Raw genomic sequence first — 16,110 nt, forward strand, 5'->3', positions numbered from 1 at the left:
TTTACAACTGGAGGCTTTGTCATTTCTAGGGGCTAATTTGTTTAAAAAGCCCTTTTTGACTTGTCTCCTTGAATTAGTTTTAGAGCATTGGCCTGATATATGCATTAACCCCGTTAGCAGCAATATTTTGACGGAGTTTTTATGTTGGCGACACAATATGTATCAGAGCAGTCCTCCCCTGAGCAATCGGTGGTGCGTGCTGTTGCAAACAGTGACAATGCCAATGCATCCAGTCGAATGGATCATATTCTACAAGCCATGCCATCAGGTGTGGTGATCATTAATGGCGACGGTGTCGTAACACAGGCCAATCCTGTGGCGGTGCAACTGCTTGGCCAACCACTTGAAGGGCTACGCTGGATACAAGTCATCAACCGAGCGTTTTCGCCGCAAGATGATGATGGCCATGAGGTGTCATTAAAAAATGGCCGTCGAGTGAAATTAGCGATTACGCCTCTAACGCCCGAGCCGGGGCAATTGATTGTCCTGACCGATCTGACTGAAACACGCTTATTGCAGAAAAATGTGTCACACATGCAGCGTTTATCAGCGCTTGGAAAAATGGTGGCGACCTTAGCGCATCAAGTCAGGACGCCATTGTCTGCTGCTTTGTTATACGCATCCAACCTTGGCAGCAATAAACTTGATCAGCGCGGACGTGAGCGCTTTCAAGGCAAATTGGTTGATCGACTCAACGAATTAGAGCAGCAAGTCAACGATATGTTGATGATGGCTAAAGGGCGCCAACAAGAGCAGATGGTCCCTGTGCTAATGAGTGATGTCGTTGCCAGTGTCATGGCTAATTGTGAACCTATTGCGGAAAAAAAATCTTGTCAATTGACCTTGCTGGGTGATGGTGAGCATTTGGTGAGTGCCAATGTTTCTACTCTTAGCTCAGCGGTAAATAATCTCGTGATTAATAGCATTGAAGCCGGCGCCAATCGCATTGCTTTGCAAGTTACCCTTGAGGAGCAACATGTCAGCTTACATGTCATAGATAACGGCAAGGGCTTAGACTCTGCCATGCAAAAACAAGTGTTAGAGCCTTTTTATACGACCAAATCACAAGGTACAGGTTTAGGCCTTGCGGTGGTGCAGTCGGTGGTATCGAATCACGATGGCAAGTTTGATTTTCATTGCGTTAAAGGTAAGGGCTGTAAAGCCAGTATAGTCTTACCCTTGCTGAGCAATATAGGTACTGAGGAGGGAGCTCATGTCTGAAGGTAGGATTCTGTTGGTCGAAGACGACTGCGCCTTAAGAGAAGCACTGGTTGATACTTTGTTGTTAGCACAATACCAGTGTGATGATGTTGGCTCTGCAGAAGAAGCCATCGTCGCCCTCAAAGCTCAGTGTTATGATTTAGTGGTCAGTGACGTTCAAATGGAGGGTATTGGCGGTATAGGCTTGCTGCAGTACTTACAGCAGCATCATAGCCAACTGCCGATGTTGTTGATGACGGCTTATGCCACGATTGATAATGCAGTGAATGCTATCAAGCAGGGGGCGGTTGACTACCTTGCCAAACCGTTTGCGCCAGAGGTATTACTTAACCAAGTGTCACGTTATATTAAACCTGCACTGGTGGTTGATAGCCCGGTTGTCGCTGATGAAAAAAGCCTTAACTTGCTTGCCTTAGCGCGCAAGGTTGCTGCATCAGATGCGTCAGTGATGATTATGGGGCCCAGTGGGTCAGGTAAAGAGGTCTTAGCACGCTTTATTCATCAAAATAGCCCTCGCCATCAAGCGCCTTTTGTGGCGATAAACTGTGCAGCAATACCTGAAAATATGCTTGAAGCGACCCTTTTTGGCTATGAAAAAGGCGCATTTACAGGCGCTGTGCAAGCTTGCCCTGGTAAATTTGAACAAGCACAAGGCGGCACCTTGTTGCTCGATGAGATATCAGAGATGGATTTGGGCTTACAAGCTAAGCTTTTACGAGTTCTCCAAGAGCGTGAAGTTGAGCGTCTTGGTGGCAGAAAGACCATTAAATTGGATGTTCGAGTACTCGCGACCTCCAATAGGGACCTTAAAGCGGCTGCTGCTAACGGTGAGTTTCGAGAAGATCTGTTTTATCGAATAAATGTGTTTCCACTCACTTGGCCTGCGCTGAATCAGCGACCTGCGGATATTTTACCGTTAGCGCGACATCTGTTACAGCGCCATGCGGAGCGAAGTGGAGTCACCACAGTGCCGCAACTTGATGACGCAGCGAGTCGCCGCTTGTTGACCCATCGCTGGCCGGGTAATGTGCGTGAATTAGATAATGTGATTCAACGGGCATTGATTTTACATAGTGGTGAAGCGATCACTTTGGCCGATATTGTGCTAGATAGCCAAGATAGTGAGCTTGATATTCACTTTGATGCGCCGCACCCAGTGCCCGAGGCTGAAGGATTGGGCGATGAGCTAAAAGCCAAAGAGCACGTCATCATCCTTGAGACATTGACCCAGTGTAATGGTAGTCGTAAAGCGGTGGCGGAAAAACTGGGCATTAGTGCCAGAACGCTGCGCTACAAAATGGCTAAAATGCGCGACATGGGTATTCAAATCCCGGCTTAAAATTGCTATCGACATCATGATACTCAATACCGAGTCGTAAACTGACGAGGTTAGGTATCATGATGTTTTTGTGTGTCATTAGCGCTTAAATCTGCTTTCGCTGCTTTAGTGAACAGTTAAACCTCATTAACCCTACCATTGATTCATTCATTCTAAAGTTGGCAAGCTAATTGCTTTATTGATTACTAACAATCAAGTTTCGTCAAAAACACGACGATGGGAGCTTAGTATGCAGATCGGTGCCAATTCATTATTCCAAGAAATGCAGTCTTTAAGTGGTGAAATTAAACCTTCAGGTATGTCGACAGGCATCACTCAGCAGGTAAACAACACCAGTGGCAGTGACTTTGGGCAGCTGCTATCTCAAGCCGTGGGCACAGTCGGCGAGTTACAATCCAACGCCGCTTCTTTGGCGACTCGGTTAGATATGGGCGACAGTACCGTGACATTGTCTGATACTGTGATTGCCAGAGAAAAGTCGAGTGTTGCTTTTGAAGCGACAGTACAAGTCAGAAATAAACTTGTTGAAGCCTATAAAGAGATCATGAGTATGCCTGTATAAGGCGGCACTCATTGATTTTTAAAGCATTGCAATAATTTAATTAGAAAGAGCAGGTATCTATCGTGAGTACGGATATGGTGGTAGGCAACAACGCTGGCACAGCAGACACGACCTTGGCTGGTGGCGTTCAAGAAGAGCATAAACCAGGCGGCATTGGTGGTTTTGGTGGCGTTGATATGCTCCGTCAGATCACAATGATTCTAGCACTTGCTATCTGTTTGGCGCTTGCAGTATTTGTCATGCTCTGGGCTCAGGAGCCTGAATATCGTCCGCTAGGGAAAATGGATACCCAAGAGATGGTTCAAGTACTCGATGTACTGGACAAGAATAAGGTTAAGTACCAAATTGATGTTGATGTGATTAAGGTTGCTGAAGATCGCTATCAAGATGTCAAAATGATGCTCAGCCGAGCAGGACTTGATAACAATGAAGCGGCCAATGACTATTTAAATCAAAATAGTGGTTTTGGTGTATCGCAGCGCATGGAGCAAGCTCGTCTTAAGCATAGCCAAGAACAAAACCTAGCTCGAACGATTGAAGAGCTGCGCAGTATTACCCGCGCCAAAGTGATTTTGGCCATTCCAAAAGAAAATGTCTTCGCTAGAAACCGCTCTAAGCCAAGTGCAACTGTTGTTGTGAGCACACGCCGCGCAGGGCTTGGTCAAGAAGAAGTTGATTCAATTGTTGATATCGTGGCGTCAGCAGTGCAAGGGCTGGAGCCTGCGCGCGTGACGGTTACCGACGCTAACGGCCGCCTATTAAACTCTGGCAGTCAAACTGCCGTATCAGCAAGAGCACGTCGTGAGCTAGAAATTGTTCAGCAAAAAGAAGCGGAATACCGCAACAAAGTTGAATCTATTCTGATGCCCATTTTAGGCCCCGAGAACTTTACCTCGCAAGTTGATGTCAACATGGACTTCACAGCGGTAGAGCAAACAGCCAAGCGTTATAACCCCGATCTGCCTGCGATTCGCAGTGAGATGACCGTTGAGAATAATGCCAACGGCGGCACCATTGGCGGAATTCCGGGCGCGCTAACTAATCAGCCACCTATGGAGTCAAATATTCCACAGGACGCGCTTAATCAAGACCAAGCGGCTGAAAGTACAGGCAGTAGCCATCGAGAAGCAACACGAAATTATGAGCTTGATACCACCATTAGCCATACCCGTCAGCAAGTTGGCGTGGTGCGTCGAGTGAGTGTTTCGGTCGCGGTGGACTTTAAAACCGGCGCTGCGGGTGAAGAAGGACAAGTAAATCGTGTTCCGCGCACAGAGCAAGAACTGGCAAATATCCGCCGACTGCTAGAAGGCGCGGTTGGGTTTAACGGCCAACGCGGTGACATGATTGAAGTAGTTACGGTACCGTTTATGGACCAGCTTATTGAAGAAGTCCCGGCACCTGAAATGTGGGAGCAGCCATGGTTCTGGCGAGCTGCGCGTCTATTGATGGGGGGCTTGGTGATTCTGGCGCTGATTATCTTTGTCGTTAGACCTATGCTTAAGCGCCTTATTTATCCTGACTCAGAGAAAATGCCTGATGAACCTAGCTTAGGCGACGAGTTAGCAGAAATTGAAGATCAATATGCAGCCGATACACTGGGTATGTTGAACCGTCCAGAAGCGGAGTACAGCTACGCAGATGACGGGTCAATTTTAATACCAGATCTTCATAAAGATGATGATATGATTAAAGCAATACGAGCACTAGTGGCGAATGAGCCTGAACTATCGACGCAAGTCGTGAAAGGTTGGTTACAAGACAATGAGTGAAGAAACGGGTGAACTAACAGTTGCAGCAGGATTTAATACCGACGATTTAACCGGTATTGAAAAGACCGCAATTTTACTGCTGAGCTTGAGCGAAGCAGATGCCGCGTCAATTTTGAAACACTTAGAGCCTAAGCAGGTGCAAAAAGTGGGCATGGCGATGGCGGCAATGCAAGACTTTGGTCAAGAGAAAGTGATTGGCGTTCACAAGCTGTTTCTTGACGAAGTACAAAAGTATTCATCCATTGGTTTCAACAGTGAAGAGTTTGTTAGAAAAGCACTGACTGCTGCACTTGGTGAGGATAAAGCAGGCAACTTAATTGAGCAGATCATCATGGGTGGCGGGGCCAAAGGCCTTGAGTCATTGAAATGGATGGATGCGAGACAGGTTGCCACGATAATCCAGAATGAGCATCCACAAATTCAAACTATCGTACTGTCATACCTAGAACCAGATCAGGCAGCTGAGATTTTTGCTCAAGCGCCAGAAAATACCCGTTTAGACTTAATGATGCGTATTGCCAACTTGGAAGAAGTTCAGCCAGCAGCTTTGCAAGAGTTGAATGATATCATGGAGAAACAGTTTGCTGGTCAAGGTGGCGCGCAAGCGGCCAAGATGGGTGGCCTGAAAGCGGCTGCTAATATCATGAACTACTTAGACACTGGCGTAGAAAGTCAATTGATGGAAACCATGCGTGAGTCTGATGAAGAGATGGCGCAACAGATCCAAGACCTGATGTTTGTATTCGAGAACTTAGCCGATGTTGATGATCTCGGTATTCAAGTCTTGCTGCGTGAAGTACAGCAAGATGTATTAATGAAGGCGCTTAAAGGCGCTGATGATCAGCTTAAAGATAAGATTTTGGGCAACATGTCTAAGCGTGCAGCCGAACTGCTTAAAGATGATTTAGAAGCGATGGGGCCAATCCGTATCAGTGAAGTGGAAGTGGCGCAGAAAGAGATCCTTTCGATTGCGCGTCGTCTCAGTGATGCCGGTGAAATCATGCTCGGCGGCGGTGGCGGAGAAGAGTTCTTATAATTATGGCCAATGACGACGATAAAGCAGCTAAATCAGCCAGCGTGTCTCAAGATGATGGTGAGTTTCATCATTGGCATATACCGGATGTTACTCAGCAGATCCCAGCCGATACATTAAATGCTTTTGGGCGCCGCGATGCAGTAAGAGAAGTCGTTGGAGAGCCTGAGGCAATTAAGCCACCGACACTTGCGGAAATAGAACAGATTCGCGCTGAAGCTGAACAAGCTGGCTTTACTGAAGGTGCAGAAAAAGGTCACGCTGAGGGGCTAGAACAAGGCCGTTTAACTGGGCTCGAAGAAGGTCATCAACAAGGCTTCGAGCAAGGCAAAGAGCAAGGCTTGCAGGAAGGACTTAATCAGGCAAGTCAGCTTATCGAGCAGTTTAACCATATTATTGAACAGTTTGCAGCGCCACTGAGTTTGCTTGATACTGAAATTGAGTTAGAGATGGTTAACCTGAGCCGGGCTTTGGCTCGCTCAGTGATTGGACATGAACTGCATACCCATCCTGAACATGTGCTGGCGGCTTTACGTCATGGCGTTGACTCCCTACCGATAAAAGATCAAAACATCAATATCCGCTTACATCCAGATGATCTTGCCATCGTCAATACCCTGTATGAGCAAGCGCAATTAGATAAGAATCGTTGGCAGCTTGAAGCTGATCCAAGCTTATCTGCGGGGGATTGCGTGATTGATAGTCAACGCAGCAGTGTAGATATGCGTTTGCAAACTCGCATGGACTCGGTGCTAAGTGATGTTGATGGCCATTTAGAAAGATTGCAAAAAGAGCAACAGGCTAAGCTTGATGCACTTGCAAAACCCAGTGCAGAGCAACATGATGCTGAAGTAAATCACACCGAAACGACCGCTCAAGAGCCCATGCCTGCCGAGCAAACAGAAGTCGACCAAGCGGGTGTTGAGCCGGTGTCAGCCGAATCAGCAACGACTGATACTGTGGAAAATCCTGATGAAAGCCCGTCAGCTTAATCTTCTTAATCAGCTTAAAAACTACACGGCTAAAGTGCCACACTTTATGCCGGAGGCAAGCGGCCAGCTAGTCAGAGTTGTGGGGTTAACGCTAGAAGCATCGGGTTGCCGTGCGTCCGTTGGCAGTTTGTGCAGCATAGAAACCATCACTGGTGATCTGGTTGCTGAAGTCATTGGATTTGATGATAAATTACTCTATTTGATGCCCATTGAGGAACTCAGTGGGGTATTGCCTGGCGCCAAAGTTACCCCATTAGGTGAACAAGCCGGTATTCCTGTTGGGTTGTCGCTACTCGGACGAGTCTTAGATGGCAACGGCCAACCGCTTGATGGCGCCGGTGCACTGCATACAGAGCAGCATGCTCCACGTCAATCTACCGCCATTAATCCGCTCGCGCGGCGGGCGATCACCCAGCCGCTGGATGTTGGCGTGCGCGCCATTAACGCGATGCTAACCGTGGGCAAAGGCCAACGTATGGGTCTGTTTGCGGGTTCGGGTGTCGGTAAAAGTGTGCTGCTAGGCATGATGACTCGCGGTACCACCGCTGACATTATTGTGGTTGGCTTAGTGGGCGAACGTGGCCGTGAGGTGAAAGAGTTCATTGAAGAGATTTTGGGGGAACAAGGTCGCGCTCGCTCTGTTGTTGTCGCAGCGCCTGCCGATACCTCGCCGCTGATGCGATTAAGAGCCTGTGAAACCTCAACTCGCATCGCAGAGTACTTTCGTGACCTGGGTTATAACGTGTTATTACTGATGGATAGTTTGACGCGCTACGCCCAGGCGCAACGTGAAATTGCCTTAGCAGTGGGCGAGCCACCTGCGACCAAAGGTTATCCGCCATCGGTTTTTGCAAAACTGCCTAAACTGGTTGAGCGTGCAGGTAACGGCGGTGGCAAGCAGGGCTCCATCACCGCATTTTATACCGTATTAACCGAAGGCGATGATCTGCAAGATCCAATTGCCGATGCCGCAAGGGCAATCTTAGATGGCCATATCGTATTGTCGCGTACTCTAGCTGACTCCGGTCATTATCCAGCCATTGATGTTGAAGCTTCAATTAGTCGTGTTGCGCCGATGGTGATCAGCGCTGAGCATTTAGAAGCGATGCGAAAAGTGAAACAAGTGTATTCACTGTATCAACAGAATAAAGATCTTATCTCAATTGGGGCCTACACTCAGGGAAGTGATCCTCGTATTGATAATGCCATACGTTTACAACCGGCAATGAATGCGTTTCTACGTCAAACTATGAAAGAAGCGATAACCTTTGATAGTAGTGAGTTAATGCTCACCCAACTAGGAGCGCAGTGCCAAGCATAGGGCATTACGAATAATTGATGGCCAAACCCGATCCGCTGCATACGGTATTAAAGCTCGCTAGCGAAGCAGAAGAGCAAGCTGCTTTGCAGTTAAAAAGCGCGAGGCTTGATCTACAAAAATCTCAGGCGCAACTAAGCGCTTTGCAAAATTACCGTTTAGATTACATGAAACAGATGGAAGGTCAGCAAGGTCAGCAAATCAGCGCCAGCTACTATCATCAATTTCATCAGTTTGTTCGTCAAATCGATGATGCCATCACTAAGCAGCACCTTGGGGTGGCTGAGGCCAACAAACAAGTGACCTATCGACAAAATCATTGGCAAGAGAAACAACAGAAACGTAAAGCGGTAGAGCTACTGTTAGAAAAGAAAGCGATGCAAGCCGCAACAAAAGCCCATAAAGCAGAGCAAAAAATGTTTGATGAATTTGCATCTCAGCAATATTTTAGACAATCTCGCCGTTAATCTACTTTTATTTCCCCAGCCTCAATATTCTATCGCCTCTATGCTTTCAAGTGGCACCATAATTGCAAAGGTTTATACCAATAACTCCCAATCTGTATGGGTTTTTGACACTGTTAGCTGAACTGCAGTTCGTCATCGTGTAACGTCTGCGGAGGAACCATGACCCAAATGAACAATATTTTGCTGGCTAAATCTGACACCAAAAGCGATGTGGGATCAGACAGCCAATCCATCAAATCTAACAGCCTGCTGAGCAGTGATGCGACGGGAGAGGCCACTAAGCAAACGAAAAATAACGACTTTTCCTTTGCGATGGAACAAGCCGCAAAAGGTGAGAGTAAAGTGCCGACTAGACAAACTGTCACCGCCGTTGTGGGTAAGCAACCTGAATCGACTAAAGGCGAGACAGATGAAGTTGTGGTGGATAATGAGCAATTTAATAGCGATGACTCTGCAGATATTGACCTAGTACTGTCTCAAATTAATTTGGCCAACGCCGTAGCTGAAGAGTCTTTGCCAGATGATAGCGGCGAATCATTGCCGCTTGATGATGGGGAGGATTTGTTTGTGTCGCAGCAGGTTATTGATAGCGGCAAACAATTACAGAGCGATGAGGAATTGCTTACGTTAGTTTCTATGCAAACAGGCATGTCGAAACAAGAGCTTATTGCCCTTCCGCCTAAAGATTTTCTGCAGTTAGTAAGTCAAATAGGGACTGAAGATAAGCCAATTATACAAGCCACTGAGCTGACTAATCTGGTTCAGAATGCAACGGAACCCCAAGCAAAATCGAATTTAACCGTTGAAGAACAACAAAAGCTCCATGCTGCACAGCTATTAGCTGTAGAGGAATTAAAACGACAAGGGCATGCAGCGGATAAAAGCACCTTAGCAGCTGATGTCGATCCCAAGACCAAATCAGATGCAAGCGTGCTTGCACAAGCGACAGGCTTGGCATCAGAAAAAAATGTTGATGCCAAAGTTCTAGACAAGCATGCGGTGAGTCAGGTTAATCAGTCAGCTGTCGGCGTTGAAAAAACTGCGGCTGCCGGGGTGTCTTCTACGGCACCATCAGCCTCAATAAAGAATATATTGGGTGAAGATACTAGCAAAGGGGTAACAGCCAGCAATTCTGCTACCTCAAGTAGCGACGATGTGAGCATTAAAAAAGTCGCAGCGTTAAGTAATAGCAATGTATCATCAGGCGAACTTCAAGCTGCAATGCAATTAAAAGATGCCAAGTTAGCCGTCAGTCTGAATGCCAATGGTAGTCTAGACAATAGTGCTATTGCTGAGGCAAAAGATACCACTAGTACTCACTCAATCTCAGCTGAACAAAAAGCTAACCCATTGTTTACCGCGACCCAGCAGATCAATCGTAATGAAGTGGCGCAAATTCAAGTTTCTATAAGAAGTCAGCATGAAGGCGCCCAGCAGATGCAGGATATGATTCAAAAATTCAGTCCAGTAATGCGCCAGCAGCTAGTGACTATGGTCAGCCAGGGGATTCAGCATGCCGAAATCCGGCTAGATCCGCCCGAGCTTGGGCAAATGATGGTAAGAATTCAGGTTCAGGGCGATCAGACTCAGGTGCAATTCCAGGTGGCTCAGCATCAAACAAGAGATATCGTTGAGCAGGCCTTACCCAGACTAAGAGAGATGCTGGCTGAGCAAGGAATGCAATTAACCGACAGTGATGTATCTCAACAGCAGCAGGGTGAGGAAGGTGCTGATGGCGAGCAAGGTCAAAATGGCTTGCTAGGGAATGAAATGGATGAAAATACAGCAGAAGAAACTCTTTTGGCGGCGAATCAAGCAACTACTTATCAATCGGGTATAGATTATTACGCATAAGCAGGTAACCTATAGAGATTAAGGTTGAGCAATAAGTTCAAACCCGTGAGGGATGATTGATAGGGGAATTGAGATGGCCGAAGAAGAGTCACTAGAGTTAGAAGATAGCGAAGCGCCCAAAAGCAAAAAGAAAATTATCATTTTTGCCGTGATAGGATTGGTTTTGGCGCTGGTTATTGCTGGGGCTTTGTGGTTTTTCCTTAGTGGTGATGATGAAACGGCAGCAGCTGAAGGTAGCGAAGAGGCCGTGGAGCAGGTTGAAGAAGTCAATCAAGGTGAAGCGTTCTATGTGGCGATGCCAAGGCCGTTCGTGTTCAATTTACCTGGAAAAACTCGCTCGCGGTTAGTGGAAATCAAAGTGCAGATGATGGTGAGGGGCGCAGATGATGATGTACTCATTAAGAAGCACATTCCACTAATAGAAGATGCGCTGTTAACCACTTTTAGTGGTTCGGATGAACAAAAACTTAGCTCGCTTGCGGGTAAAGATGAATTGCGTCAGTTGGCATTGCTTAATGTGCAAAATACATTGCAACCAGTGACAGGGCGTAAAGTGGTAGAGAAAGTATTATTTACTGGTTTTGTAATGCAGTAATTGATGAATGCATTATGTGGATAAATAAGGCTCTAATGTGAGTGATTTATTAAGTCAAGACGAAATTGATGCGCTGCTGCATGGTGTTGATGACGTAGAAGAGGAAGATGCGGGCGATGGCAGCTTAGATGCGCGCTCCTATGATTTCTCTTCCCAAGACCGAATTGTTCGTGGTCGTATGCCTACGTTGGAAATCGTTAACGAACGATTTGCGCGGCATTTGCGCATCAGCATGTTTAATATGATGCGCCGCGCTGCAGAGGTATCGATCAATGGCGTTCAAATGCTCAAGTTCGGCGAATATGTACATACCTTGTTTGTACCGACCAGCCTCAATATGGTTAGATTTAGTCCGTTAAAAGGTACTGCGTTGATCACGATGGAAGCTAGGCTAGTTTTCATTTTAGTGGACAACTTTTTTGGTGGTGACGGACGTTTTCACGCCAAGATTGAGGGACGTGAGTTTACCCCAACCGAAAGACGTATTGTGCAACTGCTGCTAAAAATCATCTTTGAAGATTACAAAGACGCATGGGCACCGGTTATGGACGTAGAGTTTGATTATTTAGATTCAGAAGTTAACCCAGCGATGGCGAACATTGTTAGCCCGACAGAAGTTGTTGTTGTCAGCTCATTTCATATTGAAGTTGATGGCGGTGGAGGCGATTTTCATATTACGATGCCGTACTCCATGATTGAGCCCATTAGAGAGCTGCTAGATGCCGGTGTGCAAAGTGATACTCAAGATACCGACATGCGCTGGTCGCAAGCATTAAAAGATGAAATCATGGATGTCGAAGTCGGCATTGATGCCACTGTGGTAGAGCATGAAATCACGCTTAAACAAGTGATGGAGTTAAAAGCTGGCGATGTCATTCCAGTGGAAATGCCTGAGCATATTGTGATGCGCGTAGAAGATTTACCGACTTATCGGTGTAAGTTAGGCCGAAGTCGAGAAAACTTAGCATTAAGCGTAAGTTCAAAAATCCCACGGCCAGAGACCGTTAAATCTGAGTTACAGTTGGTCACGCGTAAAGGTAAAGCGCGTGAGAGACAAGAAATCTAAATTATAGTATGGCGCTTAAAAATCAGCGACATAAGTAAAAAAGGTAAGTAAACATGAGTACAGAAGATACAGGTGATGATTGGGCTGCTGCAATGGCAGAGCAAGCGATAGAGGAAGCGCAGGCTGTTGAGCTCGATGAGCTTGCTAATGAGTCAGCGCCTTTGTCAGAAGATGATGCTGCTAAGCTCGACGCGATTATGGATATCCCGGTGACTATTTCCATGGAAGTTGGTCGCAGTTTTATTAGCATTCGTAACTTATTGCAGTTAAACCAAGGTTCAGTTGTGGAGCTTGATCGTGTTGCCGGTGAGCCCCTTGATGTGATGGTGAACGGCACATTAATCGCTCATGGTGAAGTGGTGGTTGTGAATGACAAGTTTGGTATCCGACTTACAGATGTGATTAGCCAAACAGAGCGCATTAAAAAATTAAAGTGAGGCGTTAAATGAGTATTTCATCATGGGCTGTGACCACAGTAAGTGCCGCAGCTCCTGCCACACTGGAAAAAGAGCCGGCAATCACCACCATGGCCAATATGCTGGGTGGTTTAATCGTTGTTTTAGTGATAATTTTTGTATTAGCTTATATTGTAAAGCGCTTGAAGCTGGTACCCACTAGCCACGGTGCATTAAAAACAATTGCGGTAACACCTTTAGGTCAACGAGAAAAAATGGTGTTGGTTGAAGTCGATGGCCAGCAATATTTACTTGGGGTGACGCCGCAACAAGTAAACCTGATTGATAAGTTGGAACATCCTGTACATATTGAGCAAGAATCTTTTGCCAGCCGATTAAGACAAGCGAAGTCATCACAATCATGAAATGGATACTGATAACGTTAGGGATTATAGCATTTAGCCTGTCAGGTCAGGTGAGTGCACAAGAGGGTATTTTGCCTGCAGTGACTGTGACTACAGGTCCTGATGGTTCGGCGCAATACTCGGTGACTATGCAGATATTGTTGCTGATGACCGCACTCAGCTTTTTGCCTGCTATGGTCATTATGCTGACGTCATTCACCCGTATTATTGTCGTGTTATCTATTCTACGCCAAGCAATTGGTTTGCAACAAACCCCATCAAATCAAGTGCTAATTGGTATGAGTCTCTTTATGACTTTTTTTATCATGGCGCCGGTATTTGATAGGATTTATTCTGAAGCGGTCACGCCTTATATGAATGAATCGATGAATATCGAGCAGGCCTTTGATTCGGGCAAAGGGCCTTTGAAAGAGTTTATGCTGGCACAAACGCGGCTTACCGACTTGGAAACTTTCATTGAAATTTCCGGTTATCAAAATATCAATGAGCCTGAAGATGCGCCTATGAGTGTGCTCATCCCTGCGTTTATTACTAGCGAATTGAAAACGGCGTTTCAAATCGGATTCATGCTTTTCGTACCATTTTTGGTATTGGACTTAGTGGTGGCGAGTATTTTGATGGCTATGGGTATGATGATGTTGTCGCCGATGATCGTATCTTTGCCCTTTAAGATCATGCTGTTTGTTCTTGTGGACGGCTGGAGCCTGGTAATGGGCACGCTGGCTAATAGTTTCGGGGTTTAAGGAATGCTATGACACCTGAAGCACTGATTGATATTTTCCGTGAAGCACTATCGGTCATTGTGACCATCGTATCGATGATCATTGTTCCCGGCCTCATTGTCGGGTTAGTGGTTGCGGTATTTCAGGCTGCAACGTCAATTAACGAACAAACATTAAGTTTTTTACCCCGTCTGCTGACGACTTTATTTGCCCTGATGATCCTCGGTCATTTGCTGGTTCAGACCATGATGGAGTTCTTTTTTGAGATGGTCAACATGATACCCATTGTGGTTGGCTAATGCTATGTCTTACATTGGCTTAGCTCGTGTAGTCGTACATGGAGGCAGTAGATAATGGAAATTCTCATGTCTACTATCATGCAAACCATCGCCGGTTATATGTGGCCATTTTTCCGTGTATCGAGCATGCTGATGGTGATGGCGGTTTTTGGTGCCAATACCACTCCGGCGCGAGTGAGACTTTTACTCGCCGTCGCGATTACTTTTGCCATTGCCCCGGTTTTACCTCCGGTAGAGAATACCGAACTATTCGCATTGAGCGCTGTGTTTGTTACCGCGCAACAGATCTTGATTGGCGTCGCAATGGGGTTTGTTACTTTATTGGTTATGCAAACGTTCGTGCTAACTGGTCAAATCATTGGTATGCAAACCAGTTTGGGTTTTGCTTCTATGGTTGATCCAGGCTCAGGTCAACAAACACCGGTTATTGGTAACTTTTTCTTGTTATTGACCACCATGATATTTTTGGCGGTCGATGGTCACCTCACTTTAATTAGAATGCTTGTAGCCAGCTTTGATACCATTCCTGTTTCAGCACAGGGAATTGCGGTAAGCAGTTATAGAATGTTGGCTGAATTTGGCGGTTACATGTTTGGTGCGGCGTTAACGATGTCAATTTCCGCTATTGTGGCATTACTGCTGATTAACCTCTCCTTTGGCGTGATGACCAGAGCATCACCACAACTTAACATCTTTGCCATTGGTTTCCCGGTAACTATGGTTAGCGGATTACTCATTTTATGGCTTACCTTAACCCCAATAATGGCGCATTTCGACGATGTCTGGACCGCGGCACAAATTCTATTGTGCAACTTAGTCGGACTGCAATGTCGCGTTGATGGGAGTTTCTGATGGCTGAGAACGATAGCAGTCAAGAAAAAACAGAAGAGGCTACCCCCAGGCGACAGCAACAGGCTCGAGAAAAAGGCCAGGTTGCGCGTTCAAAAGAATTAGGGACGTCCGCGGTATTGATGGCGGCAGCTGTGGGTTTTGCGATGCTAGGCCCAGGGCTGGCAAGCGCGCTACACAGTCTGATGGAAAACCTGTTTATTATGGACCGCGCTGAAATTTATGATACCAACTCAATGTTTTTGGTGTGGGAGCTAGTGGGTCAAGAGCTCGCTGTACCGATGTTGACCTTGATATTGTTTATGGCGTTGGTAGCATTTATTGGCAATATTGTCCTTGGGGGAATTACCTTCTCAGTCAAAGCATTTATGCCAAAAACCAATAAGATGAATCCGATGTCGGGCTTCAAGCGTATGTTTGGTGTGCAAGCACTGGTGGAGCTGACCAAAGGCATTGCCAAGTTTTCTGTTGTGGCAGCAATGGCTTATTTTCTGCTTAGCTATTACTTCAATGATATTTTGACTTTATCTCAGGGGTATTTACCCTCCAATGTATACGATGCCTTAGATTTACTAATATGGATGTTCATTGTTCTTTGCTCCTCTACTGTGATTATTGTGATAATCGATGTGCCTTTTCAGATATGGAATCACAGTAAACAGCTGAGAATGACCAAGCAAGAGGTCAAAGATGAATATAAAGACACCGAAGGTAAGCCCGAAGTAAAAGGCCGTATTAGGCAACTGCAACATGAGATGGCCCAGCGCCGGATGATGGCGGAAGTCCCCAATGCTGATGTGATTGTGGTTAACCCAGAGCATTATGCCGTTGCGGTAAAGTATGATGCAGTAAAAGCGACAGCACCGTTTGTCGTGGCTAAAGGCGTGGATGATGTTGCCTTTAAAATTAGGGAGATCGCTCGAGAGCATGAAGTCGCTATTGTCTCTGCACCGCCTTTAGCCCGAGCTATTTTTCATACCACCAAGATAGATCAAGAAATCCCTGAGGGGTTGTTTACTGCCGTTGCCCAAGTATTGGCGTATGTTTTCCAGCTAAGGCAATTTCAAAAGCATGGTGGTAAGCGACCCACGCCCGTGCCGCTTAATCAACCAATCCCCGACGAACTCAAACACTAGCTCGCCAACTTGTTCTGTACAATTGTTGTTCAAATGTATCTTTATTTTAAAACAGTCACTTATTT

At 46.2% G+C, this 16,110-nt stretch carries 17 protein-coding genes; all 17 read left to right on the forward strand.

Annotated elements, in window-relative coordinates; all coding sequences use genetic code 11:
* Nucleotides 1–141 precede the first annotated feature (141 nt).
* On the forward strand, nt 142–1,221 hold the full coding sequence (locus L865_RS22885) for a sensor histidine kinase (protein WP_051484392.1): 1,080 nt from the start codon (nt 142–144) through the stop codon (nt 1,219–1,221).
* The gene (locus tag L865_RS0102040) at nt 1,214–2,560 is read left to right on the forward strand and encodes a sigma-54-dependent transcriptional regulator (RefSeq protein WP_028771702.1); all 1,347 of its coding nucleotides are present in this window, start codon (nt 1,214–1,216) and stop codon (nt 2,558–2,560) included. The genes L865_RS22885 and L865_RS0102040 overlap by 8 nt, the downstream gene beginning before the upstream one ends.
* A gap of 229 nt (nt 2,561–2,789) precedes the next feature.
* Entirely contained in the window at nt 2,790–3,122 is a 333-nt protein-coding gene (gene fliE, locus L865_RS0102045; protein ID WP_028771703.1) for a flagellar hook-basal body complex protein FliE, read from the forward strand.
* A gap of 74 nt (nt 3,123–3,196) precedes the next feature.
* The gene (gene fliF, locus L865_RS0102050) at nt 3,197–4,894 is read left to right on the forward strand and encodes a flagellar basal-body MS-ring/collar protein FliF (RefSeq protein ID WP_028771704.1); all 1,698 of its coding nucleotides are present in this window, start codon (nt 3,197–3,199) and stop codon (nt 4,892–4,894) included.
* Nucleotides 4,887–5,930, forward strand: a complete 1,044-nt coding sequence (gene fliG, locus L865_RS0102055; protein WP_028771705.1) for a flagellar motor switch protein FliG — start codon at nt 4,887–4,889, stop codon at nt 5,928–5,930. The genes fliF and fliG overlap by 8 nt, the downstream gene beginning before the upstream one ends.
* 2 nt (nt 5,931–5,932) lie before the next feature.
* A complete protein-coding gene (fliH, locus tag L865_RS22890; RefSeq protein WP_037470380.1) occupies nt 5,933–6,919 on the forward strand; it encodes a flagellar assembly protein FliH in 987 nt (328 codons plus the stop codon).
* Nucleotides 6,900–8,240 carry a flagellar protein export ATPase FliI gene (gene fliI, locus L865_RS0102065; RefSeq protein ID WP_028771706.1) on the forward strand — a complete coding sequence of 447 codons (1,341 nt, stop codon included), beginning with the start codon at nt 6,900–6,902 and terminating at the stop codon, nt 8,238–8,240. The genes fliH and fliI overlap by 20 nt, the downstream gene beginning before the upstream one ends.
* A gap of 17 nt (nt 8,241–8,257) precedes the next feature.
* On the forward strand, nt 8,258–8,704 hold the full coding sequence (gene fliJ, locus L865_RS0102070) for a flagellar export protein FliJ (protein ID WP_028771707.1): 447 nt from the start codon (nt 8,258–8,260) through the stop codon (nt 8,702–8,704).
* 159 nt (nt 8,705–8,863) lie between these two features.
* Entirely contained in the window at nt 8,864–10,558 is a 1,695-nt protein-coding gene (locus L865_RS22895; protein WP_051484393.1) for a flagellar hook-length control protein FliK, read from the forward strand.
* A 73-nt stretch (nt 10,559–10,631) separates the two neighbouring features.
* Nucleotides 10,632–11,153, forward strand: a complete 522-nt coding sequence (fliL, locus tag L865_RS0102080) for a flagellar basal body-associated protein FliL (protein ID WP_028771708.1) — start codon at nt 10,632–10,634, stop codon at nt 11,151–11,153.
* Nucleotides 11,154–11,190: 37 nt separating this feature from the next.
* Complete coding sequence (gene fliM / locus L865_RS0102085; RefSeq protein ID WP_028771709.1) at nt 11,191–12,219, forward strand: flagellar motor switch protein FliM; 1,029 nt, start codon at nt 11,191–11,193, stop codon at nt 12,217–12,219.
* Nucleotides 12,220–12,272: 53 nt separating this feature from the next.
* Nucleotides 12,273–12,656 carry a flagellar motor switch protein FliN gene (fliN, locus tag L865_RS0102090; protein ID WP_028771710.1) on the forward strand — a complete coding sequence of 128 codons (384 nt, stop codon included), beginning with the start codon at nt 12,273–12,275 and terminating at the stop codon, nt 12,654–12,656.
* An 8-nt stretch (nt 12,657–12,664) separates the two neighbouring features.
* On the forward strand, nt 12,665–13,039 hold the full coding sequence (fliO, locus tag L865_RS0102095; RefSeq protein ID WP_028771711.1) for a flagellar biosynthetic protein FliO: 375 nt from the start codon (nt 12,665–12,667) through the stop codon (nt 13,037–13,039).
* Nucleotides 13,033–13,782, forward strand: a complete 750-nt coding sequence (gene fliP / locus L865_RS0102100; RefSeq protein WP_028771712.1) for a flagellar type III secretion system pore protein FliP — start codon at nt 13,033–13,035, stop codon at nt 13,780–13,782. Before fliO ends, fliP begins: the two co-directional genes overlap by 7 nt.
* An 8-nt stretch (nt 13,783–13,790) precedes the next feature.
* The gene (locus L865_RS0102105) at nt 13,791–14,060 is read left to right on the forward strand and encodes a flagellar biosynthetic protein FliQ (protein WP_028771713.1); all 270 of its coding nucleotides are present in this window, start codon (nt 13,791–13,793) and stop codon (nt 14,058–14,060) included.
* A 54-nt stretch (nt 14,061–14,114) separates the two neighbouring features.
* Nucleotides 14,115–14,912, forward strand: coding sequence for a flagellar biosynthetic protein FliR (gene fliR, locus L865_RS0102110; RefSeq protein WP_028771714.1), 798 nt, complete (start codon nt 14,115–14,117; stop codon nt 14,910–14,912).
* Complete coding sequence (gene flhB, locus L865_RS0102115) at nt 14,912–16,045, forward strand: flagellar biosynthesis protein FlhB (protein ID WP_028771715.1); 1,134 nt, start codon at nt 14,912–14,914, stop codon at nt 16,043–16,045. Before fliR ends, flhB begins: the two co-directional genes overlap by 1 nt.
* Nucleotides 16,046–16,110: the final 65 nt, after the last annotated feature.

Origin of the sequence: Shewanella waksmanii ATCC BAA-643 (assembly GCF_000518805.1) — a bacterium.
GTDB lineage: Bacteria > Pseudomonadota > Gammaproteobacteria > Enterobacterales > Shewanellaceae > Shewanella > Shewanella waksmanii.